The following is a 20,931-nucleotide window of genomic DNA, read 5'->3' on the forward strand; positions in this document are numbered from 1 at the left end:
GACGTCATCCCACAGCAGGTCAGGCATCACGCCATGCTGCCTTGCCACTCACCGAAACGCAGCCCGATTCCCTTGACGAAACCCATAGGGGCACCTTTGCGCGGACGGCAGGTCGTGTCAGCATGGAAACGGTCCGGGGACGCCGTCAGGGCGCCTCGAGATGAACACAAGGAGCGTTGCGATGACGCACGCCGTTTCGGCTGCCCAGGCGCCTGCCCAGCCCGCGTCCGACAGCAGCAGGGCGCTGTACGGGGGCAAGGGGACCCGCCGCATCACGGTCCGGGACATCGCCGCCGCCAAGGAGCGCGGCGAGAAGTGGCCCATGCTCACCGCCTACGACGCGATGACCGCCTCCGTCTTCGACGAGGTCGGCATCCCCGTTCTGCTGGTCGGCGACTCGATGGGCAACTGCCACCTCGGCTACGACAGCACCGTCCCGGTCACGCTGGACGAGATGACGATGCTCGCCGCCGCCGTCGTGCGCGGCACCAAGCGCGCGATGGTGATCGGCGACCTGCCCTTCGGCTCGTACCAGGAGGGCCCGACGCAGGCACTGCGCACCGCGACCCGCCTGCTGAAGGAGGCCGGTGTCGGCGCCGTGAAACTGGAGGGCGGCGAGCGTTCCGCCCACCAGATCGAGCTGCTGGTCCAGGCCGGCATCCCCGTGATGGCCCACATCGGCCTCACCCCGCAGTCGGTCAACGCCTTCGGCGGCTACACCGTCCAGGGCCGCGGCGAGGAGGCGGCGCAGCAGCTGCTGCGCGACGCCAAGGCCGTGCAGGACGCGGGCGCCTTCGCCGTCGTCCTGGAGCTGGTCCCGGCGGAGCTGGCCGCGGAGGTCACCCGCAGTCTGCACATCCCGACGGTCGGCATCGGCGCCGGCGCGGAGTGCGACGCCCAGGTGCTGGTGTGGACCGACATGGCGGGGATGACGGGCGGCCGCGTGCCGCGCTTCGTCAAGCAGTACGCCGCCCTGCGCGAGACGCTCGGCGACGCCGCGAAGGCCTTTGCGGAGGACGTGACCGGCGGCGCCTACCCCGCCGCGGAGCACAGCTTCCACTGAGGTCCGCCACCGAGGTCCGGCCCACCGAGGACCCCCCTGTGCGGCGGTGCGCCCTGCCGCCTGCTTCCGCCCCGGGAATCCCCCTCCCCGGGGCGGAAGTTTTTTCCGGGACGGTTGAGTACACCCGGCCCCCCGCGCGTATGAGTGGGCAACCGCCCACCAGGGGGCGGTTGCACCGACCAGGAATGCCGGGGGCCTTGGCATGAGCCTTAGCAAGCTGCACCGATCAGTGATCGCGGGGGCCTTCGCCGCCGCGATGCTGATCGCTGCCACCGCCTGCAACGCGAGCGGCGGCAGCGGCCCCCCGGTGGACGCGGTCCTTCCCCTCCCCTCCGCCCCGCAGTCGGCGGTGGGACTGCGGACCGTGGACAACGCCCAGCTGGGCACCCTCGTCACCGACAACCAGGGTTGGGTCCTCTACCGCTTCGACCAGGACAAGAACGTCCCGCCGACCTCGACCTGCGCCGGCCCGTGCGCGACCCGGTGGCAGCCGGCCGCCGCGGTCTCGGACACCCAGGTGCAGGGCGTGGACCAGAACCTGGTCGGCAGCGTCAAGCGTCCTGACGGTTCCCTCCAGCTCACGCTCAACGGCTGGCCGCTCTACCGCTTCACGGGCGACAAGAACCCGGGCGACACCAGGGGCCAGGGCCTGGACAGGGTCTGGTTCGCGGCCGACATCCAAGGCGGGAAGGCCGTGCCCGGTGCACGGGCGAAGAGCGCCACCACCCAGAACGGGTCGGACGGATACTGATGGGACAGCAGGCATTGCGAGGACTCGACCCGCAGCGATCAGTAGGGCAGGATGCGCTAGTGGCCGACCATCGCTCAGGTGGGGTCCCCGAAGAGGACCTCATGCGGGCGCTCTACCGCGAACACGCGGGCGCGCTCTTCGCATACGTCCTTCGGCTGGTCGGCGGTGACCGATACCTCGCCGAGGACGTCGTGCAGGAAACCCTCCTGCGCGCGTGGAAGAGTGCGTCCCGGCTCGACCCCGGCGCCCGGTCATTGCGGCCCTGGTTGGTGACGGTCGCCCGAAGGATCGTGATAGACGGCCACCGCAGCCGTCAGGCACGGCCCCCGGAGGCCTCCCCGGCCGCCCTCGACCAGCTCCCGGCCGAGGACGAACTCGAACGCTCCCTGAGGCTGATGACGATCTCCGACGCACTGGAAGATCTCACCGAGGCCCACCGCCAGGTGCTGATCGAAACGTACTTCAAGGGCCGGACGGTCAACGAGGCCGCGGCGGCGCTGGGGGTACCGCCCGGCACCGTGCGCTCGCGGGTCTTCTATGCCCTCCGCTCGCTGAAAATCGCTCTTGAGGAAAGGGGTGTGACCACCTCGTGACGGTCTACGGTTACGGTTCCGGGGCGGGTACGCCTCACGACCCGCACGTCGACGTCGGGGCCTACGTCCTCGGCGTGCTCGACGACGCCGACATGGCGCGCTTCGAGGAACATCTCGCCATCTGCCACCAGTGCGGGCAGCAGCTCGACGAGCTGAGCGGGCTCGTGCCCGTGCTCGCCGAACTCGCCCCCGCAGGGGCCGGCGCACCGCTGCCGTCCAGCGACGACGCGGTCCTCGGCAAGCTGCTCGGCAAGGTCTCCGACGAGCGCAGGACCCGCGCCCGGCGCAGGATGTTCGCCCTCGCCGCATCGGTCGCCCTGATCATCGGCGGCCCGACGGTGGCGGTGCTGGCCTCCGGCGGCTCGGACACCCCGGCGACGCACGCCTACGCCCAGGAGTTCAAGAGCTCCGACAGCTCCACGGGCGTCAAGGCCACGGTCGGCGTCAACGAGAAGAAGTGGGGCAGCGAGGTCGGGCTCAACCTCTCCGGCGTCCAGGGCCCGCTCACCTGCCGCCTCGTCGCCATCGGCAAGGACGGCTCCCAGCAGACCGTCTCCACCTGGAGCGTCCCCACGGCGGGCTACGGCACCTCCGCCCAGCCGCAGCCGCTGACGCTCGACGGGTCGGCGGGGATGCAGCCGGACGACATCGCGCGCTTCGACGTCATCACGGCGCAGGGGCAGCGGCTGGTGTCGGTGAACGTCTGAGCCCCACGGGGCCGACGGCCGGAGGGGAACGCGCGGCGCGCGTCCCCCTCCGGCCGTTCGCTGCCCGGGCGCCGGTGAGGACGGGGCGGAGCCGCCGTCGACGACCGCGGGCCGGGCCGAACCCGGCCGCCCTGCCGCGACCGCGAGACCGAAGAGTCCGGCCACACGATCGGGCGGCGGCGCCGGCGGACGCGGGCGCTGCGGCGGGATGCCGACGCCGGCGGACTTCCGGGGTACGCGCCGACCGCCCGTCGGCGCCGCGTCGGCACGATATCGGTGTCATGTCAGCGGACCCGGCGACAGTGGGGGCATGACACAGCGAGACGTGAAGAGCGCGGACGCCGCCGTGAGGGTGCGGGGACTCGTGAAGCGCTACGGGGAGACGAAAGCCCTCGACGGAGTGGACCTGGAGGTGCGGCAGGGGACCGTGCTCGGGGTGCTGGGACCGAACGGGGCCGGGAAGACGACGCTGGTGCGCATCCTGTCCACGCTGATCCGGCCCGACGCGGGCACGGCGATGGTGGCGGGGTACGACGTGTTGACGCAGCCGCGGCAGCTGCGGCGGGTGATCGGGCTCACCGGGCAGTACGCCTCGGTGGACGAGTCGCTGTCGGGCCGCGAGAACCTGTACATGATCGGCCGGCTGCTCGACCTGCCGCGCCGCGAGGCCCGGTCGCGGGCCGACGAGCTGCTGGAGCGGTTCTCGCTCACCGAGGCGGCCCGCAAGCCCGCCAAGGAGTACTCCGGCGGTATGCGCCGCCGCCTGGACCTGGCGGCGTCCATGATCGGCCGCCCGGCCGTGCTCTACCTGGACGAGCCGACGACCGGCCTGGACCCCCGCACCCGCAACGAGGTGTGGGACGAGGTGCAGAACATGGTCGCGGAAGGGTCGACCGTGCTGCTGACCACGCAGTACATGGAGGAGGCCGAGAAGCTCGCCCACGAGCTGACGGTCATCGACCGCGGCCGGGTCATCGCCGGCGGCCGGGTCGAGGAGCTCAAGGCCAAGGTCGGCGGCCGCACCCTGCAGGTGCGGCCGGTCGACCCGGGCACGCTGGACGCCATGGCGACCGCCCTCGGCACGGGGGCGCAGGCCGTCCCGGACCACGCGCGCGGCGTGCTCAACGTGCCGATCATCAGCGACGAGCAGCTGACCGGGATCGTGGCCGCACTCGGCACGCACGGCTTCGCGATCGCCGGCATCGACACCCATCTGCCCAGCCTGGACGAGGTGTTCCTGGCCGTCACGCACGGCAGCGGCACCGCCAAGGACCGAGAGGAACTCGCCGCATGACCGCCATCACCGCCCCCGCCGCGCCCACCGCCGCGGCCGTGGACGCCGATCCGCGGATCGGGCTGCGGGCCAACCTCCGGCACGTCGGCGCCCTCGTGCGGCGCAACGTCCTGCAGATCCGGCAGGACCCGGAGTCGATGTTCGACGCGCTGCTGATGCCGATCGTCTTCACGCTGCTGTTCGTGTACGTCTTCGGCGGCGCGCTGGAGGGCAGCCAGGAGAAGTACGTCAACTACATGGTGCCGGGCCTGATGGCCATGATGGGCATGAACATCGCGATGGCCGTCGGCACGGGCGTCAACTCGGACTTCAAGACCGGGGTCATGGACCGCTTCCGGACCATGCCGATCGCCCGCTCCTCCGTGCTGATAGCGAAGATCGTCGTCGAGATCGGCCGGGCCCTGGTCGCCACGGTCATCCTGCTCGCGATGGGCTTCATTCTGGGCCTGCACGTGGACAACGGCGTCTTCGGCCTGGTGAGCGCGGTGGCGCTCTCCCTGACCTTCGGTGCCTCGCTGATGTGGGTCTTCATCCTCCTGGGTCTGGTCGCCCGGACCCCCCAGTCCGTCCAGGGGCTGTCCATGATCGTCGTCCTGCCGCTGCAGTTCGGAAGCTCGATCTTCGCCAAGCCCACGACCATGCCGGGCTGGCTGGAGGCCTTCACCCGCTACAACCCGCTGTCCAACCTCGCGGACGCCTCCCGCAACCTCATCAACGGGGGCGCGGTGGCGCACTCGGTGATGATGACGCTGATGTGGGCGGTGGGCATCACGGTGATCAGCGCGCCGCTGGCGGTGGCGAGGTTCCGCAACAAGACCTGATCCTGGAGACATGGACCCCGTCGAGGCGCTGGACCGGATCGCCTTCCTGCTGGAGCGGGACGGCGCCCCGACGTACCGGGTACGGGCCTTCAGGGGCGCCGCCGCCGCGGTCGCCGCGTTGCCGCCGGACGAGCTCCGGCGGCGCGCGGCCGTTCCCGGCGGCCTGGAGGAGATCAAGGGGCTCGGCCCGAAGACCGCCGCCGCCGTGCGGGAGGCGCTCGCGGGCGCCCGGCCCGGCTATCTCACCCGGCTGGAGGAGGGCGGCGGAACGGATGCCGTGCCCCGGCCCGAGGGGAACGCGGGGCAGCGGCTGCGGGCGGCGCTGCGCGGCGACTGCCATCTGCACTCCGACTGGTCCGACGGCGGCAGCCCGATCGAGACCATGGCCCGCACGGCGGCCGCGCTCGGCCACGAGTGGGCGGTGCTCACCGACCACTCCCCGCGGCTGACCGTCGCCCGCGGCCTGACCGCGGACCGGCTCCGGGCCCAACTCGCGGTCGTCGCCGAACTGAACGAGCGGCTGCCCCCGCCCTTCCGGCTGCTGACCGGCATCGAGTGCGACATCCTCGCGGACGGATCACTCGACCAGAGCGCGGACCTGCTGGACCGGCTGGACGTGGTGGTCGCCTCCGCCCACTCCAAACTGCGCATGGAACGCGACGAGATGACCCGGCGCCTGGTCTCCGCCGTCAGCAACCCGCTGGTGGACGTGCTCGGCCACTGCACGGGCCGCCTGGTGCGCGGCAAGTCCCGCCCCGAGTCGGAGTTCGACGCGGACCTGGTCTTCGCCGCCTGCGAGCGCTTCGGTGTGGCGGTGGAGATCAACAGCCGCCCCGACCGCCTCGACCCGCCCCGCCGGCTCCTGCGCAAGGCGGTGGACGCCGGCGTCCTGTTCGCCGTCGACAGCGACGCCCACGCGCCCGGCCAGCTCGACTGGCAGATCTTCGGCTGCGCCCGTGCCGAGGAGTGCGGCGTCCCGCCGGAGCGGGTGGTCACCACGTGGGACGCGGACACCCTGTTGCGCTGGACCCGCACCCGGCAGGTGCCGGCCGGGGCGGCTCAGGCCTGAGCCGGGGTCCGCTCGGCGGGGCTCCCGACGAGACCCCGCAGAGCGCTGGTGTCCGGCCCCGCCCCGTCCTGCGGGTCGATGGCGGCGTCCACCGCGCGGTCCAGGGCGGCGTGCAGGCCCTCGTCGAACTCCAGGTGCCTGCCGCGCTCCCAGTCCAGCTCCCAGCGGACCCGGCCGTCCTCGGCCAGCGCCGCGAGGGCGAGGGAGTACAGCGCGTCGGCGGCGTCGGCGCGGGCCCTGGCCCGCAGGGAGTCGTCGAGCAGCATGTGGCCCCCGTAGCCGGGGCGCGGCATGCAGTCGACGATCTCCGGCCACTTCGAGGCGTCGACGGCGTCCAGAAGTGCCCCGAGGTCCGCCGGTCCCCGCAGGGCCGCGCGGGCGGCCCGCAGCAACGGAGCCGTCTCGGCGTCGAGTTCCGCCGATCCCACCGCCACGGCCAGTTCCCGCCAGGGCAGCTGACGCATTCCCACCGCCCAGGGCAGCGCCCGCACCGTCTGCGCGGCGGTGCCGGCGGGATCCACGAGGAGGCCGATCGCCGCGCGCCGCGTCTCCTCGGGGCGTGACCCGCCGAGGTCGGCGGGCAGCGCCTCGATCGCCGCGACCCGTTCGCGCATCGGCGGGTGCGAGTCGTAGGGCGAGCTCTTCTCACGCGGCGGGTCCGCGAGCAGGCGCCCCTCCTCCTCGCGCCAGGTGTCGCTGTCCAGGAACGCGGCGAACCCGGAGTGCACCTCCTCGACCGGGGGGAGGAGCCCGAGCCCCGCGTCGATGCCGATGCCGGCGTACTCGCGGATGTAGCGGGTGTGCGCGGCGGCGAGCAGCGGGATGCGGCGGAGCGCGGCGGCGGTGGTGTCCCGCCCGGCGAAGCGCGCGGCGGCGCGGTCCGCGGCAAGTTCGCCGAGGCGTGCCTCGGCCTGGGTCATCCGCAGGCAGAAGCGCGCGTACCCGGCGAACAGCGAGCCCATCGCGTGGCCGATGGAGTGGCCGTCCTCGGCGTACCGTTCCATGATCCGCAGCAGGCCCACGCGGTTGCGGGCGGCCAGGCCCGACAGGAGGGTGTCACCCCGGGCGAAGTGGCCGAGTTCATGGGCGACGACCGTGTCGAGTTGACGCTCCGTCAAGCCGACCAGGTACGGGACGCCCAGCGCCATACGCCGCTGTCCGGGAACGAGCCCGAGCACCCAGGAACTCTGCCAGACCGCGGCCACCGGCTCCGCCACGAGCCAGAGCTCGACGGGGGCCACCGTGCCCACGGCCGCGGCCACCGCACGGATCCGCGCCCACAGCTCCGGTTGCTCGTCCTCGGTCACCCGCACGCCCGCGGGCCGGTGACGGTTGGCACCCCGGACGGAGGCGACCAGTCCCGACACCACCGGTGAGGCGAAGGCGACGCTGACGCCCAGGAAGACGACCACCGCGTACCCCTGCTTCATCGCGGCCCCGGCGAGGGCGACGTTCACGGTGACGATCGCCGCGAGCAGGCCGAGGCTCATGGCGTAGAAGCCGAGCAGGAACGCGAGCAGCCGGAGGGCGTGCAGGAACGCGCGCATGGCGGAAGGGATCTCCTGAGGAGCGGGGAATCACGGGCGGTGGCGGCCGAGTGGCGACGCGCCATCGTATGCGGGCACCGGCCGCCGCTCAACGGCCTTTCCCCACGGAGTGCCGGTCCTCTTCGGCGAGGTCACGGCGGGCGCAGGCGCAGCACCGTGGTGAGGGCGTGGCGGCCGGCGCCCTGGAGGATCTCGACGGGGAGGGGGGCGGGCAGCGGGCGGTAGGGGGTGCCGTCGTCGAGGGCCGCCGTGGCGGGGCGAGCGGGGGTGAGCAGGGTGGCGAGTTGGGCGCGCAGGGGGGCGTCGAGCGGGGCGGAGGCCAGCGGGCCGTCGCCGAGGTCGAGGACGAGCGCGCGCGGGGTACGGGGGGTGCCGGTGAAGCCGATGGCGACGGCGTCCTGCGGGACGGAGTGCCGGAGCTTGAGCCAGTCGCGGCGGCCGGGCCGGTAGCGCTGGGCACGCCCCTTGACGACCAGGCCCTCGATGCCCGAGTCGGCCAGGGAGGCGTACCAGTGCAGCGCTTCGGCCCGGTCGGTGGTCGCGGGGACGGGCTGCAGCGGCGGGCCGAGCGGGGTGAGCAGGGCGATCAGGGCGGCTCGGCGCTCGTCGTAGGGGCGGCCGCGCAGGTCGGTGCCGGCGGCGGCGAGGAGGTCGAAGGCGGCGTAGTTGGCCGGTGGTGCGGACAGGCGCCGCCGGGTGCTGCCGAGGGCTCGGCGCTGGAGGGCGCCGAAGTCGAGCCGCCCGTCGCGCCAGATGACGACCTCGCCGTCCACGACGGTGCCGGGCGGCAACGCCCGCGCGGCCTGGGCGAGTTCGGGGAAGGTGTCGGTGACGATCCTTCCGGAACGGGTCTGCAGGCGCACCGGGTCGGTGAGGACGACCATGCGGTGGCCGTCGAACTTCGGCTCGTACGCGCAGCCGCCGGGCAGCGCGTCCGCCTCCGGGACGGTCTCCACCCGCCGGGCGAGCATCACCACCACGGGCAGCGGGACGGGGTCGGTCACGGCAGCCGGCCCCGGGCGGCGCCGTCGTCGAGGCCGGCCAGCAGGTCGCCGAACCGGTCGACGCGGCCGAGCACGTCCTCGGGGCCGAAGACCAGGTCCCCCGGCGCGCGGCAGGCGGCGACCTCGTCCCAGGTCACGGGGGCGGCCGCACCGGGGCGGTCCCGCAGCCGCAGGGTGTAGGGGCACGCGGTGGTCTTGGCCGAGGCGTTCTGCGACCAGTCGATGAAGATCTTGCCGGGGCGCAGGCTGCGAGTCATGGAGACCAGGACGAGCCCGGGGTGCTCGTCGCGCATCCGCCCGGCCAGCGCCTTGGCGTAACCGCTGACCGCCCGCCCGCTCGCGCGCTCGATCGGCGCGTACAGGTGCAGCCCCTTGCTGCCGGAGGTGACGGGGAAGGCCGTGAGCCCGTCGTCGTCCATCATCTGGCGGAGCCGTTCGGCGACCCGGCAGCACAGGACGAGGTCGGCGCCCTCCCCGGGGTCGAGGTCGAGCACGAGCCGGTCGTGGGCGTCGCGTCCCGCGGCCGCCGTCCACTGGGGGACGTGCACCTCCCAGCCGCCGAGGTTGGCCATGGTGACCAGGGTGGCGGTGGAGTCGACGACGACGTGCGGCTCCTTCGGGTCGCCGGCCGTGGTCACCCAGGAGGGCGTGCCGGCGGGGGGCCGTTTGGCGAACCACGCCTGCCCGTGCGGCCCCTCCGGGGCCCGGACGAACGAGGCGAGACGGCCGGTGGCGTGCGGCACCATCACCGCGGCGACCTGGGCGTAGTACCGCAGCAACTGCGCCTTGGTGTGACCGGTCGCCGGGAAGACGACCTTGTCCAGGTGGGTGAGGACCACCTGGCGGCCGTCCACCTCGGCCGGCTGCCGGTCGGGCGAGGCTGACGGGGCGGGCATAGTGTGGAAAGTCCCCGGAAAGGGACGAAAGTATGCGATCCATGTGGAAGGGTGCGATCGGCTTCGGGCTGGTCTCCATTCCCGTCAAGCTCTACGCGGCCACCGAGGAGCACGGCGTCTCCCTGCACCAGGTGCACGCCGAGGACGGCGGCCGCATCCGCATGAAGCGGTTCTGCGAGAAGGAGGGCAAGGAGGTCCCCTACTCGGAGATCGCCAAGGGGTACGAGGACGAGAGCGGCCGCACGGCGGTCCTCAGCGACGCGGACCTGGCGGAGCTGCCGCTGCCGAGCCGCAAGCTCATCGACGTCCTCGCCTTCGTCGACACCGACGAGATCGACCCGCTGTCGCTGTCCCGCGCCTACTACGTGGGGGCCGAGGCCGCCGCGTCCAAGCCGTACGTCCTGCTGCGCGAGGCGCTGGCCACCAGCGGCAAGGCAGCCGTGACGAAGATCGCCCTGCGGACCCGCGAGTCGCTGGCGCTGCTGCGCGTCCACGAGGAGCTCCTGGTCCTGCACACCATGTACTGGCCCGACGAGGTACGTGACGCGGGGGGCCTGGCACCGCCGGAGAACGTCGTCGTGCGGCCGCAGGAACTGAAGATGGCGCAGAGCCTGATGGAGACCCTTTCCGAGGACTTCGACCTGGAGTCCCAGCACGACGAGTACCAGAAGGCGCTGGACGCCCTGGTCGCCGCCCGTCTGGAGGGTGAGCCCGTGCCCGAGACGGCCGAGGTGACCTCTGCCCCCGACAACGTGGTGGACCTGATGGCGGCGCTTCAGGCCAGCATCGACGCCCGCGGCGGGAAGTCGCAGTCTCCCAGGAAGACGACCGCGGCGAAGAAGACGGCCGCGAAGAAGGCCCCCGCGAAGAAGGCGGCGGCCAAGAAGACCACCGCGAAGAAGACGGCCGCCAAGAAGACGGCGGCCCGCAAGAAGGCCGGCTGACCACCGGCCGGTGTCACACGGGTTCTCGCAGCAGCCCGACCGCCTCGGGGAAGGTGAGGGTCCCGCCCTCGCGGTAGGCGTCGTCGTACGCCTCCTCCCCCAGGTGCGCGCGCAGCCGGACCGCGTCCTCGTCGAGGCTGTGACGCTCCCACGGGGTGCAGGCGGTCTGCCGCAGGTTGTCGTGGGCGCCGAGCACCACCGCGGCTCGGCGCGCCGGCTCCCGCGCGTCACCGTCGTCGCGCAGTCCGGCGATGCCGGTGAAGAGCGTGACGGCGGGCGGGAAGAGCAGGACGCCCATGCGCGGCCCGATGACCGGGCTCAGCGGATGGGCCTCCATGTAGTCGACCGCCTCGCGCAGATGCGGCAGTCCGCCGTACGGGTCTCCGGCCATGCCGGTCAGCCAGCCGCGGATCGCGGCGAGCAGCCCGAAGATGAACGAGGGCATGCCCCGCGGGGGATCGGCCTGCATGGCGTCGAGCAGCTCGAAGCCCTCGTCCAGTTCGCCGCGCCGGGAGAGCATCGCGACGAGCAGCACCTTGCCGTAGTAGCTCGCGTCGTCGCCGACCGGACGGAACCGCTGGGCGTCGGCGATCCCCTCCCGGACCAGCCGCTCGCCCTCCTCCTCCTGGCCGCTGTTGGCCAGGGCGTCGCCGAGGCGGACCGTCATCATCGGGACCTGCTGGTGGGCACCGAGCTTGAGCGCGAGGCCGATGGCCTCGCGGCAGCTCTCCGCGGCGCGGGCCCAGTCGCCGGAGTTGGCGGTCGCCTCGGCCTCCGCCGCGAGCACTTCCGCCAGGCCCCAGTCGTCGCCGGCCCGGCCGAACAGGGCCCGGGCCTCACGGATGTCCTCCATGGACTGGGCGAACCGGTCCTCGACATCGTTCATGACCTTGGCCCGCAACTGCAGCGCGAACGCCAGCTCCCACGTCCGGCCGTGCTGCCGGCAACTGCTCACCGTGGAGTCGATCAGCTCGGGCATCAGGTCGAAGCGGCCGGTCAGCATGGCGCCCAGCATGCGGAACAGCCCGGGCCGCCGGCTGGACTGCGGCAGCTCCGGCGGGTAGGCCTCGATGATCGCCTCGCCGAGCGCGACGAACCGCGGCTCGCTCCAGGCGTCCGTCTCCTCCATGTGGGCGAACACCTCGGCGGTGCGCACCCAGCGCCGGGCCTCGGTGAGCAGATGGGGCGTCATCGGCAGCGGGTCGTCCAGCGGCCCGCGGTCCAGCGGCGGCAGCGCGTGGGGTCCCGCGAAGGCGTCCACCGGACTCATCTTCGCCACGACGCCGGGCCAGTAGCCCATCTCGCTGCGGTAGTTGCGCATCTCCCAGAACCAGCTGGAGGCCAGGACCAGGCAGAGCGCCTCCTGCTCGTCGTCCGTCTCCACCGCCCGGCGGATGGCCGCCCGCAGATTCTCGTGCTCGCGCTCCAGGCGGTCCAGCCACAGCAGTTGGCGCGAACCGCGCAGTTCGGGGTCGGCGGTGCGGACGTACTCGCGGAAGTACGAGGTGTGGCGGCGCCCCACCGTGCCGCGCTCGCCTGCCTCGTCGAGCCGTTCGGCGGCGTACTCGCCGATGGTCTCCAGCATGCGGTAGCGGGCGCCGTCCTCGGTGAGGTCGGCGACCACCAGCGACTTGTCGACCAGCGAGGCCAGCAGATGCGCGACGTCGCGCGCGTCCACGAAGTCACCGCCGTCCCCGCCGCTCACGGCCTCGGCGGCGGCCAGGTCCCAGCCGCCGGCGAAGACCGCGAGGCGGCGCAGCACGGTCCTTTCGGCCTCGCTGAGCAGGCCCCAGCTCCAGTCCACGACGGCGCGCAGCGTCTGCTGGCGGGGCAGCACGGTGCGGCTGCCCGCGGTCAGGATGCGGAAGCGGTCGTCGAGCCGGTCGGCGAGCTGACGCGGGGTCATCATCCGCAGCCGGGCCGCCGCGAGTTCGATGGCCAGCGGCAGGCCGTCCAGACGGCGGCACAGTTCCGCGCACGCCTCCGGGTCCTCGTCCGGGGTGAAGCCGGGGCGGGCCGCGGCGCCGCGGTCGGCCAGCAGCCGCAGCGCGGGCGACTCGGGCAGCGGGTCCAGCGGCCGGATCGACTCCCCCGGTATGCCCAGCGGTTCACGGCTGGTCGCGAGCACCGCCAGGTCCGGGCAGTGCGCGAGCAGCCGCTCGGCCAGCTCGGCGGCGGCGCCGATCACGTGCTCGCAGTTGTCCATGACCAGCAGCAGCCGGCGATCGGCGCAGTACTCGGTCAACTGGAGCAGCGGGTCCTTGGCGACCGCGCCCTTCGCCTCCGCGGCGAACGCGGCCTCGGCGGCCGAGCCCGGGTGCAGCAGGGTCTCGCGCAGACCCAGCGCGTTGACCACGGCGACGGCCACCGTGCGCGGGTCCTCGACGGGGGCGAGTTCGGCGAACCACACGCCGTCCGGCCACTGACCGGCGACCGCGTCCCCGACCTCCTGCGACAGCCGGGTCTTGCCGGTACCGCCGGGCCCGGTGATCGTCACCAGCCGGGAGGCGGACAGGTCGGACGCCAGCGCCGACAGGTCCGCCTCCCGCCCGACGAAGCTGGTCAGCCGGGCGCGTGCGTTGCCCTGACGCGGCGGCGGGACGGGCGCGGGGGCCGGCGCGGCCGGCATGAGCAGTTCGGCGTGGAGCGCGCGCAATTCCGGGCCCGGATCGGTGCCGAGCGTGTCCGCGAGCTCCCGGCGCACGTCCTCGTACGCGACCAGGGCGTCCGCCGCCCGCCCCGCCCCGCGCAGCGCCCGCAGCCGCAGGGCCTGCACCGGCTCGTTGAGCGGATGGGCGGCCGCCAGCTCCGTGATCTCCGGCAGCACCTGCTCGGCGCGGCCGAGCGCGACCTCGGCCGTGATCCGCAGACGGCGGGCGTCGAGCCGCAGCGCGTCGTAGCGGGACGCGACGGAGGCCCGGTCCGGGAGATCGGCCAGCACGGGTCCGCGCCACAGCGCGAGCGCGCCGTCCAGCGCGTCGGCCGCCTTGGCGGCGTCGCCGTCGGCCAGCGCCCGCCCGCCGTCCTCCACCAGGCGCTCGAACCGGAACAGGTCCACGGCGTCCGGCGCCGCGGCCAGCCGGTAACCGCCGTCCACGGACGCGACCGCCTCGTGCCCGAGCGTCCGGCGCAGCCGCGCCACCAGCGCCTGGAGCGCCCCGGTCGCGTCGGCGGGCGGCTCGCCCTCCCACACCTCGTCGATCAGCGCCTCCGTCGTGCGCACCCGCCCGGGGCGGAGGGCCAGCGCCGCCAGCAGGGCGCGCAGCCGGTTCCCGGCCAGGGGTACGGCGGTGCCGTCGTCGCGGTGGGCCTGTGTGGTCCCGAGGATGCCGTAGCGCACGCCCCCATTGTGTCCGAGTCCCGCGCGCCGCTTGCCCTCCGGGCAGCTTTTGTTCCCCGCCCGCCCTGCCGGGTGCCCCGTGAAGTCAGTGACCCCGGCGCGCGTGCGGGGCGCGTTTCCAGCACCTGCTCATCCCGTCCCTGCCCGGATGGCGCGCACAAATATCCCGCACCGTCCAGAACATCCACCCTCCCCCAGCCTCCGGTGCCCCCACCTCCCCCGCCCCCTCCGTGAGCTGTCCCGCCTGATCCCCAGTGGGGGATGAAGCGGTCCGGGTGACCGCAGTTGCCTGAATCCCCCCGGTGTGTGGGCGGTGACGGCTGCGCCCTTGGACAGCGCCGCGCCAACGGTGGCCCGAGCACGGTGCCGTCTCCACCCCCCACCGGGGATCAGGCGCTCGCAACTACGGAGGGGGCGGGGTCGTAGGGGTGGGCGTTCTGGACTGTGGAGCATATTTGGGTGCATGACCCGGGGTGATCAACAGATCGTGCCCGAGGCACCTAAATGTGCTGTCCAGAATGCCCAGCCCCGGAGGCCCCGCACCCGGCCCACCCCGCACGCGCGTCGGGGCGCCCAGACTTCCTGGGGCACACGGGAGGGCGGGCGGGGGAACAACCCCCACGGCCCCCCATGGAACGTCTCGCGTTCGCAGGACGTTATCGCCCCGATGGGTGTGCCCGGCGCCAGCCGAGTGGCATGATCGGGCGGCCACCACGACCGCCCCCGTACCGCCCTCCGCAGGAGCCCGCACGATGACCACCGCAGCAACCCGCAGTGAGCGGCAGATCAGTCCGATTTTCCTGGGGCTGGTCGCGATCATGGCAGTCTCCGGGTGGGCGGTGTGGACCGGCTTCTCCTCGAACACCGGCTTCGCCGTCTTCCTGTTCGTCGTGTCCGGCTGGATCGTCTCCCTGTGCCTGCACGAGTACGCGCACGCGCGCACCGCCCTGCACGGCGGCGACATCTCGATCGGCGCGAAGGGCTATCTGACCCTCAACCCGCTGAAGTACACGCACGCGCTGCTCAGCATCGTGCTGCCGGTGGTCTTCGTGATCCTGGGCGGCATCGGCCTCCCCGGCGGCGCGGTGTTCATCGAGCGCGGCCGGATCAGCGGCCGATGGAAGCACAGCCTGATCTCGGCGGCGGGCCCGCTGACGAACATCCTCTTCGCGATCGCGCTGATGCTGCCGTTCACGCTCCACCTCGTGGACCCCTTCGACCCGGGGCAGACACCCTTCGCCGCGGCGCTCGCGTTCCTGGCCATGCTCCAGGTGACGGCGGCGATCCTGAACCTGCTGCCGGTGCCGGGGCTGGACGGTTACGGGGTCATCGAGCCCTGGCTCTCGTACAAGGTGCGGCGCCAGATGGAGCCGTTCGCGTCCTTCGGCCTGCTGGCCGTCTTCGGCGTGCTGTGGATCCCGGAGGTCAACGCGGCCTTCTTCGGCTTCATCGACTCCGTGACGCACGCCTTCGGTCTGCCGGACGGCCTGTCGGGCCTGGGCTACCAGCTCTTCCGCTTCTGGGACAGCGCCCTCTAGTCCCCGGAGCCGGCCGCGGAGACGGCCGCCGCCCTCTCGATCCTGGCCTTGCGCGCGTAGTACCAGCACATGTTGCTGGTCAGGCCGGTGATCGCGATCCAGAGGACGCCGAGCCAGCTGCCCTCGACGAAGGAGACGACGGCGGCGACCGCGGACAGGACGCACACGATGAGCGCGTAGACGGCGAGGCGGGGCATGGGGGCGGCTCCTGTCGGATCGGTCACGAACCCGCTCATTGTCCCCCATGCCCTCGCGCGGCCCCACGGCGGCCGCGCGCACCGGTCGGACGCCGGTCAGAGGTCCGTCATGCGCACCCCGGCGTGGGCCTTGTAGCGGCGGTTGACCGAGATCAGGTTGGCGACCAGCGCCTCGACCTGGTGGGCGCCCCGCAGCCGGCCCGCGAAGACCCCGCGGACGCCGGGGATGCGCGCGGCCAGCGCCTGCACCACATCGGTGTCGGCGCGGGACTCGCCGAGGACCAGCACGTCGGTGTCGATCGTCTCGACCTCCGGGTCCTCCAGCGTCACCGCCGACAGGTGGTGGAAGGCGGCGGCGACCCGGGAGTCGGGCAGCAGGACGGCGGCCTGCTCGGCGGCGCTGCCCTCCTCGGGCTTCAGCGCGAAGGCGCCCTTCTTGTCGAAGCCGAGCGGGTTGACGCAGTCGACGACCAGCTTCCCGGCGAGTTCCTCGCGCAGCGACTCCAGCGTCTTGGCGTGGCCCTCCCACGGCACCGCGACGATGACGACGTCGCTGCGCCGGGCGGTCTCCGCGTTGTCCGCGCCCTGGACGCCGTGACCCAGCTCGTCCGCCGTGGCCTGCGCACGCTCGGCGGCGCGGGAGCCGATGATCACCTGCTGGCCCGCCCTGGCGAGCCGGTAGGCCAGGCCGCGGCCCTGCGGCCCGGTGCCGCCGAGGACGCCGACGACGAGGCCGGACACATCGGGCAGGTCCCAGGGGTCCTTGGCGGGAGCCTTCGCGGCGGGGGTGTCATTGCCACTGTCAACAGTCATGTACGTGATCCTGCCAGCAAGCGGCGGCCCGCGGCGTGCCGGTCAGGCTGTGACGCTCCCCTCGCTGAGGCCGCCCCGCCAGTGGCGCTGGAGCACCACCATGAGCAGCATCAGCGGCAGGACGGACAGCAGCGCGCCGCCGACCGTGTACTGGTAGAGCTCGGGCTGCCGGTCGGCGTAGCCCTGCCAGGACGTCAGCCCGAGCGTCACCGGGTACAGGTCGCTGTCGGAGAGCATGACCAGGGGCAGGAAGAAGTTGTTCCAGATGTGGACGAATTGGAACAGGAAGACGGTGACCAGCGCCGGTGACATCAGGCGCAGGCCGAGCCCGTGGAAGATCCGCCACTCCCCCGCCCCGTCGAGCCGGGCGGCCTCCAGCAGGGAGCGCGGGATCGCCGCCGTGGCGTAGATCCGGCACAGGTACACCCCGAACGGGCTGACCATGCCCGGGACGAGGACCGACCAGTAGGTGTTGGCGAATCCGAGGTCGGTGAAGAGCAGGTACAGCGGGAGGGCCAGCGCCGTGGACGGCACGAGGACGCCCGCGACGACGGCGGTCAGCACCGCCTCGCGCCCCGCGAAGCGGTACTGCGCGAGGGCGTAGCCCGCGGCGGCCGACAGCCAGGTCGCCCCGAGGGCGCCGACTCCGGCGTACAGCAGGCTGTTGCCGAACCAGCGGACGTACACGCCGCCGTCGTAGGTCAGCACCCGGCCCAGGTAGTCGACGGGGTGCGGGTGCGCGAACCAGAGGCCGAAGCTGCCGAAGAGGTCGGCGCTGGACTTGGTCGCGGAGACCGCGAGCCAGTAGACGGGGACGAGGAAGTAGACGGCGGCCAGCGTCAGCGCGGTCGCGGTGAGGACGCGGTGGCGGAGGGGGACGGTCATCGCAGCGCCCCGTCCCCGCCGCGCCGGCCGACCAGGCTGAGGAAACCGAAGGACAGCGCGCACGCGACGAGCGCGAGCAGCACGGCCTCGGCGGCGGCCACGTGGTAGTCGTTGGCCGAGAACGCCTCGTTGTAGGCGTGCAGGTTGGGCGTGTAGCCGGAGTCGATGGCCGGGGAGAGCGGACGCAGCACGAGCGGCTCCGAGAACAGTTGCAGCGTGCCGATGATGCTGAAGACGGCGGTCAGCACGAGGGCCGGCCGGATCAGCGGCAGCTTGATGTGCCAGGCGATCCGCGCCGCGTTCGCGCCGTCGAGGCGGGCCGCCTCGTACAGCTCGGCGGGCACGGCCTTGAGCTGGGCGATCAGCACCAGCATGTTGTAGCCGGTGAACTGCCAGGTCACGATGTTGGCGATGGACCACAGCACGGTGGAGCGGGACAGGAAGTCGACCTGCCAGCCGGCCGAGTGCAGGATCTGCACGATGGGGCTGATGCCGGGGACGTACAGGAAGCCCCACAGGATCGACGCGATCACCCCGGGCACGCCGTAGGGCAGGAAGTACGCGGTGCGGAAGAAGCCGATGCCGCGGGCGGAGGCGCTGTCCAGGAGCAGGGCGAGTCCGGCGGCCAGCGCGAGCATGAGCGGCACCTGCACGACCCCGAAGAGCAGCACCCGCCCGAAGCCCGCGAGGAACGAGCCGTCACGCAGCGCGTGGGCGTAGTTGCCGAGGCCCGCGAACACGTCGTGCGAGCCGCCGAAGCCGAGCGGCCCGGTGCGTACGGTCCGCAGCAGGCTCTGCTGCACGGCGTAGCCGATGGGCACGACGAAGCAGAGCAGGAACAGTGCGCAGAACGGCAGGAGGAACGCGGCCGCGGTGCGCGCCTCGCGGGAGCGGGTGCGGGAACGGCTCCGGGGGCGGGTGGGGCCGGCCCGGCCGGGCCGGGCCCCGGGCACCGGGGCGGAACCGGGCACGGCCGGCGGCACGACGTCCGCCCGCGCGGTCACGCGGCCTCCGCCTTCAGGCCCTTGTCGCGCAGGTCGGCGAGGGTGCGGGCCTGGAGGCCCGGCAGGGTGGCGGTGAGCGGGGTGCCGTCGCTGACGGCGCCGCTGAGGGCGTCGGTGAGCCGTTGGAAGAAGGTGTCCATGGTGGGCCCCCAGGTCCAGGCGCGGTCCACCGCGGCGCCGGAGGCGGCGACCACCGCGCCGTAGTCCTGGCCGCCGAAGTAGGCCGCGCGGTTGTCGAGTTCGGCCGGGGTGAAGCCGGAGACCGGGGCGGGGTAGCCGTAGCCGCCCCGGATGAGCAGGCGGACGCTGGCGGGGTCGCTGTTGAGCCACACCGCGAAGTCCAGCGCGGCGCGGGGGTTGCGGGTGCCGGTGAAGACGGCGGTGGTGGAGCCGCCCCAGTTCCCCGAGGACGGGGCGGCGCCGGAGCCGGGGGTGTGCCACTGCGGCATCGGCCGGACCCGCCACTTGCCCGCGCCCCCGGGGGCGTTGCCGGTGAGCAGCGCGTCGCCCCAACTGCCGCCGGTCCAGCTGACGAGGTCGCCGGACTGGAGGCCGGCGTACCAGGCGCTCTGCATCATGGGCTGGGTGGTGACCAGCCGGTCCTTGATGAGCCGGTCCCAGTAGCGGGTGACGCGGCGGGTGGGCTCGTCGTCGACGGAGACCAGCCAGGTGTCGCCGCCGGCCCGGAACCAGCGGGCGCCGGCCTGCCAGGCCAGGGCGGTGAACCAGCCGGGGTTGGACGGCGAGAAGGAGGTGAGGTGCGCTCCGCGGCGGCGTACGACGCGGGCGGCGGCCGCGAAGTCGTCCCAGGTGGCGGGGGTCTCGATGCCCCACCGGTCGAGCAGGTCCTGGCGCTGGAACAGCACCATCGGCCCGGAGTCCTGCGGGATGGCGTAGACGCCGCCGGCGTACACGGTCTGCTGCCAGAGCCAGTCGGCGAACCGGGCGCGGTAGCGGTCGGCGCCGTGCCGGGCCAGGTCCACCAGGCCCTGGTCGAGCAGGAATCCGGGCACCATCTGGTACTCGACCTGGGCGAGGTCGGGCGGGCTGCCGGCCTTGAGCGCGGCGTGCATCTTGGCGTACTGGGCGCCGCCGCTCGCGGCCACCTTCTCCAGTTCGACGCGGACCCCGGGGTGCAGCCGGTTCCACAGCGCGACGTTGCGCTCGATGCCGGGCACCCAGGACCAGAAGGTGAGGGTCGTGGTGCCCTGCCCCGTCGCGCCGGTGGAGGGGGCGCAGCCGGGCAGGGCGAGCGCCGCCGCCGTGCCCCCGGCCGCCGCCAGCACGCCGCGCCGGCCGATCAAGAGACCAGCTCCGCGAGGGGGACGCGGCGGAAGGTGATCGTCTCGTAGGGGCCGAAGTCGCCGGTCTCGTACAGCAGTCCGACGGTGTCCTCGTCCAGCCGCACCAGGTCGGAGTAGGCGGCGGGCAGGCCGTCCACGGTGTGCGCGGTCCGCCAGGTGACGCCGCGGTCGTGGCTGGCCCGGATGGTCATCCCGGCCCGTGCGGTGGGATGCCCGGGGCCGGAGAAGAGCAGTACGTCGGGTGTGCCGAGGTGCAGGACGCTGCACTGCACGACGGGGGCGACCAGGCCGGCCTGCGGGCGGAAGCGGCGCTCCAGCGTGGCGCCGCCGTCGGCCGAGACCGCGTCGGCGCGGTTGCCGGGGCTGCGGGAGTCGGTGCGGGTGTTGAAGTAGACCGTGCCGTCGGGCAGTTCCGCGGCCGTGGTCTCGTTGGGGTTGACGTAGTCGTCGGACGTGTCGTCGACGTAGCCGAGTTGCCAGGTCTCCCCGAGGTCGTCGCTGTACAGGCAGTGACCGCCGTTGTAGCGGGGCTCGGCGCCGGTGTCGGGACCCTCGGGCGGGCAGGTGTGGTTGCCGGCGACGACGATCCGGCCGGCGTGCCGGCCCGCGCGCAACTGGAGTGCGTGGCCCGGGGTGGTGGCGTACCAGCGCCAGCCGGGGCGCTTGACGGCGGCGGTGATCTCGCGCGGCACCGACCAGGTGACCCCGTCGTCGTCGCTGTACTGGACCCAGACCCGGCGGCCGTCCTCGTCGGGCACCTTGCCGCGGATGATGGCCCGTTCCTCGGCGGTCCCGGCGTTGCGCACGTGGACCAGGACGAGCCGGCCCTCCGCGGTGACGACCGGGGCCGGGTTGCCCGCCGTGCCGGAGCCGTTGGACGTCACCACCCGCAGGTCGTCCCAGGTGCGGCCGCCGTCCGCCGACCGCCGCAGGACGAGGTCGATGCGCCCGGTGTCCGCCGCCGACTCGTGCCGGCCCTCGGCGAAGGCGAGCACGGTGCCGGTGCCCGTCACGACGACCGCGGGGATGCGGAAGCTGGCGTAGACGGCCCCCGGGTCTTCCCCGGAGGTTCCCCGGGTACCGGCTCGGTAGGGGACGGATGTGAGGTATGACATCGGTGTTGCCTCCGATGCGCCCTTGCATGGCAGACGTAGGACGTCC

19 protein-coding genes are annotated in these 20,931 nt (G+C 73.2%); 9 read left to right on the plus strand and 10 right to left on the minus strand.

Annotation, left to right across the window (positions count from 1 at the left end; translation table 11 throughout):
• Positions 1 to 181: 181 nt before the first annotated feature.
• From panB to ACIP98_RS20350, 7 genes are all read left to right on the plus strand, one after another.
• Positions 182 to 1,063 (plus strand): 3-methyl-2-oxobutanoate hydroxymethyltransferase, encoded by an 882-nt coding sequence (gene panB, locus ACIP98_RS20320; protein ID WP_401977152.1) that lies wholly within the window; start codon positions 182 to 184, stop codon positions 1,061 to 1,063.
• A gap of 202 nt (positions 1,064 to 1,265) precedes the next feature.
• Positions 1,266 to 1,814, plus strand: coding sequence for a hypothetical protein (locus ACIP98_RS20325; RefSeq protein WP_401977154.1), 549 nt, complete (start codon positions 1,266 to 1,268; stop codon positions 1,812 to 1,814).
• Positions 1,814 to 2,407 (plus strand): sigma-70 family RNA polymerase sigma factor, encoded by a 594-nt coding sequence (locus ACIP98_RS20330; protein WP_319662217.1) that lies wholly within the window; start codon positions 1,814 to 1,816, stop codon positions 2,405 to 2,407. The genes ACIP98_RS20325 and ACIP98_RS20330 overlap by 1 nt, the downstream gene beginning before the upstream one ends.
• Positions 2,404 to 3,114: a zf-HC2 domain-containing protein gene (locus ACIP98_RS20335; RefSeq protein ID WP_319662218.1), complete on the plus strand. Its 711-nt coding sequence runs from the start codon at positions 2,404 to 2,406 to the stop codon at positions 3,112 to 3,114. The genes ACIP98_RS20330 and ACIP98_RS20335 overlap by 4 nt, the downstream gene beginning before the upstream one ends.
• A 310-nt stretch (positions 3,115 to 3,424) precedes the next feature.
• Positions 3,425 to 4,408 carry an ATP-binding cassette domain-containing protein gene (locus ACIP98_RS20340; protein WP_319662219.1) on the plus strand — a complete coding sequence of 328 codons (984 nt, stop codon included), beginning with the start codon at positions 3,425 to 3,427 and terminating at the stop codon, positions 4,406 to 4,408.
• Positions 4,405 to 5,229, plus strand: coding sequence for an ABC transporter permease (locus ACIP98_RS20345; RefSeq protein ID WP_319662221.1), 825 nt, complete (start codon positions 4,405 to 4,407; stop codon positions 5,227 to 5,229). The genes ACIP98_RS20340 and ACIP98_RS20345 overlap by 4 nt, the downstream gene beginning before the upstream one ends.
• Before the next feature lie 10 nt (positions 5,230 to 5,239).
• The gene (locus tag ACIP98_RS20350; protein ID WP_401977157.1) at positions 5,240 to 6,298 is read left to right on the plus strand and encodes a PHP domain-containing protein; all 1,059 of its coding nucleotides are present in this window, start codon (positions 5,240 to 5,242) and stop codon (positions 6,296 to 6,298) included.
• On the opposite strand, the gene ACIP98_RS20355 is transcribed toward ACIP98_RS20350, so the two are convergent.
• The 3 genes from ACIP98_RS20355 to ligD all read right to left on the minus strand — a co-directional run bounded on the left by ACIP98_RS20355 (position 6,289) and on the right by ligD (position 9,745).
• Positions 6,289 to 7,845 carry a M48 family metalloprotease gene (locus tag ACIP98_RS20355; protein WP_401977159.1) on the minus strand — a complete coding sequence of 519 codons (1,557 nt, stop codon included), beginning with the start codon at positions 7,843 to 7,845 and terminating at the stop codon, positions 6,289 to 6,291. The genes ACIP98_RS20350 and ACIP98_RS20355 overlap by 10 nt on opposite strands.
• Positions 7,846 to 7,976: 131 nt before the next feature.
• Complete coding sequence (locus ACIP98_RS20360; RefSeq protein WP_401977161.1) at positions 7,977 to 8,849, minus strand: ATP-dependent DNA ligase; 873 nt, start codon at positions 8,847 to 8,849, stop codon at positions 7,977 to 7,979.
• Positions 8,846 to 9,745 (minus strand): non-homologous end-joining DNA ligase, encoded by a 900-nt coding sequence (ligD, locus tag ACIP98_RS20365; RefSeq protein ID WP_319662226.1) that lies wholly within the window; start codon positions 9,743 to 9,745, stop codon positions 8,846 to 8,848. The genes ACIP98_RS20360 and ligD overlap by 4 nt, the downstream gene beginning before the upstream one ends.
• Positions 9,746 to 9,777: 32 nt before the next feature.
• On the opposite strand from ligD, the gene ACIP98_RS20370 reads away from it, so the two are divergent.
• Positions 9,778 to 10,689: a Ku protein gene (locus tag ACIP98_RS20370; protein WP_401977163.1), complete on the plus strand. Its 912-nt coding sequence runs from the start codon at positions 9,778 to 9,780 to the stop codon at positions 10,687 to 10,689.
• Between the two features lie 13 nt (positions 10,690 to 10,702).
• Here ACIP98_RS20370 and ACIP98_RS20375 read toward each other — a convergent pair whose 3' ends face one another.
• Positions 10,703 to 14,029 carry a BTAD domain-containing putative transcriptional regulator gene (locus tag ACIP98_RS20375; protein WP_401977165.1) on the minus strand — a complete coding sequence of 1,109 codons (3,327 nt, stop codon included), beginning with the start codon at positions 14,027 to 14,029 and terminating at the stop codon, positions 10,703 to 10,705.
• A gap of 752 nt (positions 14,030 to 14,781) precedes the next feature.
• Here ACIP98_RS20375 and ACIP98_RS20380 point away from each other — a divergent pair.
• Complete coding sequence (locus ACIP98_RS20380) at positions 14,782 to 15,567, plus strand: site-2 protease family protein (protein ID WP_401977167.1); 786 nt, start codon at positions 14,782 to 14,784, stop codon at positions 15,565 to 15,567.
• Here ACIP98_RS20380 and ACIP98_RS20385 read toward each other — a convergent pair.
• The 6 genes from ACIP98_RS20385 to ACIP98_RS20410 all read right to left on the minus strand — a co-directional run bounded on the left by ACIP98_RS20385 (position 15,564) and on the right by ACIP98_RS20410 (position 20,885).
• Positions 15,564 to 15,791 carry a hypothetical protein gene (locus ACIP98_RS20385; protein ID WP_401977169.1) on the minus strand — a complete coding sequence of 76 codons (228 nt, stop codon included), beginning with the start codon at positions 15,789 to 15,791 and terminating at the stop codon, positions 15,564 to 15,566. The genes ACIP98_RS20380 and ACIP98_RS20385 overlap by 4 nt on opposite strands.
• Before the next feature lie 69 nt (positions 15,792 to 15,860).
• Positions 15,861 to 16,577 carry an NADPH-dependent F420 reductase gene (npdG, locus tag ACIP98_RS20390; RefSeq protein ID WP_319662230.1) on the minus strand — a complete coding sequence of 239 codons (717 nt, stop codon included), beginning with the start codon at positions 16,575 to 16,577 and terminating at the stop codon, positions 15,861 to 15,863.
• Between the two features lie 42 nt (positions 16,578 to 16,619).
• Positions 16,620 to 17,462 carry a carbohydrate ABC transporter permease gene (locus ACIP98_RS20395; RefSeq protein WP_401977170.1) on the minus strand — a complete coding sequence of 281 codons (843 nt, stop codon included), beginning with the start codon at positions 17,460 to 17,462 and terminating at the stop codon, positions 16,620 to 16,622.
• Positions 17,459 to 18,415 (minus strand): carbohydrate ABC transporter permease, encoded by a 957-nt coding sequence (locus ACIP98_RS20400; RefSeq protein ID WP_401977403.1) that lies wholly within the window; start codon positions 18,413 to 18,415, stop codon positions 17,459 to 17,461. Before ACIP98_RS20400 ends, ACIP98_RS20395 begins: the two co-directional genes overlap by 4 nt.
• A gap of 47 nt (positions 18,416 to 18,462) precedes the next feature.
• The gene (locus ACIP98_RS20405) at positions 18,463 to 19,770 is read right to left on the minus strand and encodes an ABC transporter substrate-binding protein (RefSeq protein ID WP_401977171.1); all 1,308 of its coding nucleotides are present in this window, start codon (positions 19,768 to 19,770) and stop codon (positions 18,463 to 18,465) included.
• Positions 19,767 to 20,885, minus strand: a complete 1,119-nt coding sequence (locus ACIP98_RS20410; protein ID WP_401977173.1) for an exo-alpha-sialidase — start codon at positions 20,883 to 20,885, stop codon at positions 19,767 to 19,769. Before ACIP98_RS20410 ends, ACIP98_RS20405 begins: the two co-directional genes overlap by 4 nt.
• Positions 20,886 to 20,931 lie beyond the last annotated feature (46 nt).

Origin of the sequence: Streptomyces sp. NPDC088354 (assembly GCF_044753585.1) — a bacterium.
Taxonomy (GTDB): Bacteria; Actinomycetota; Actinomycetes; order Streptomycetales; family Streptomycetaceae; genus Actinacidiphila.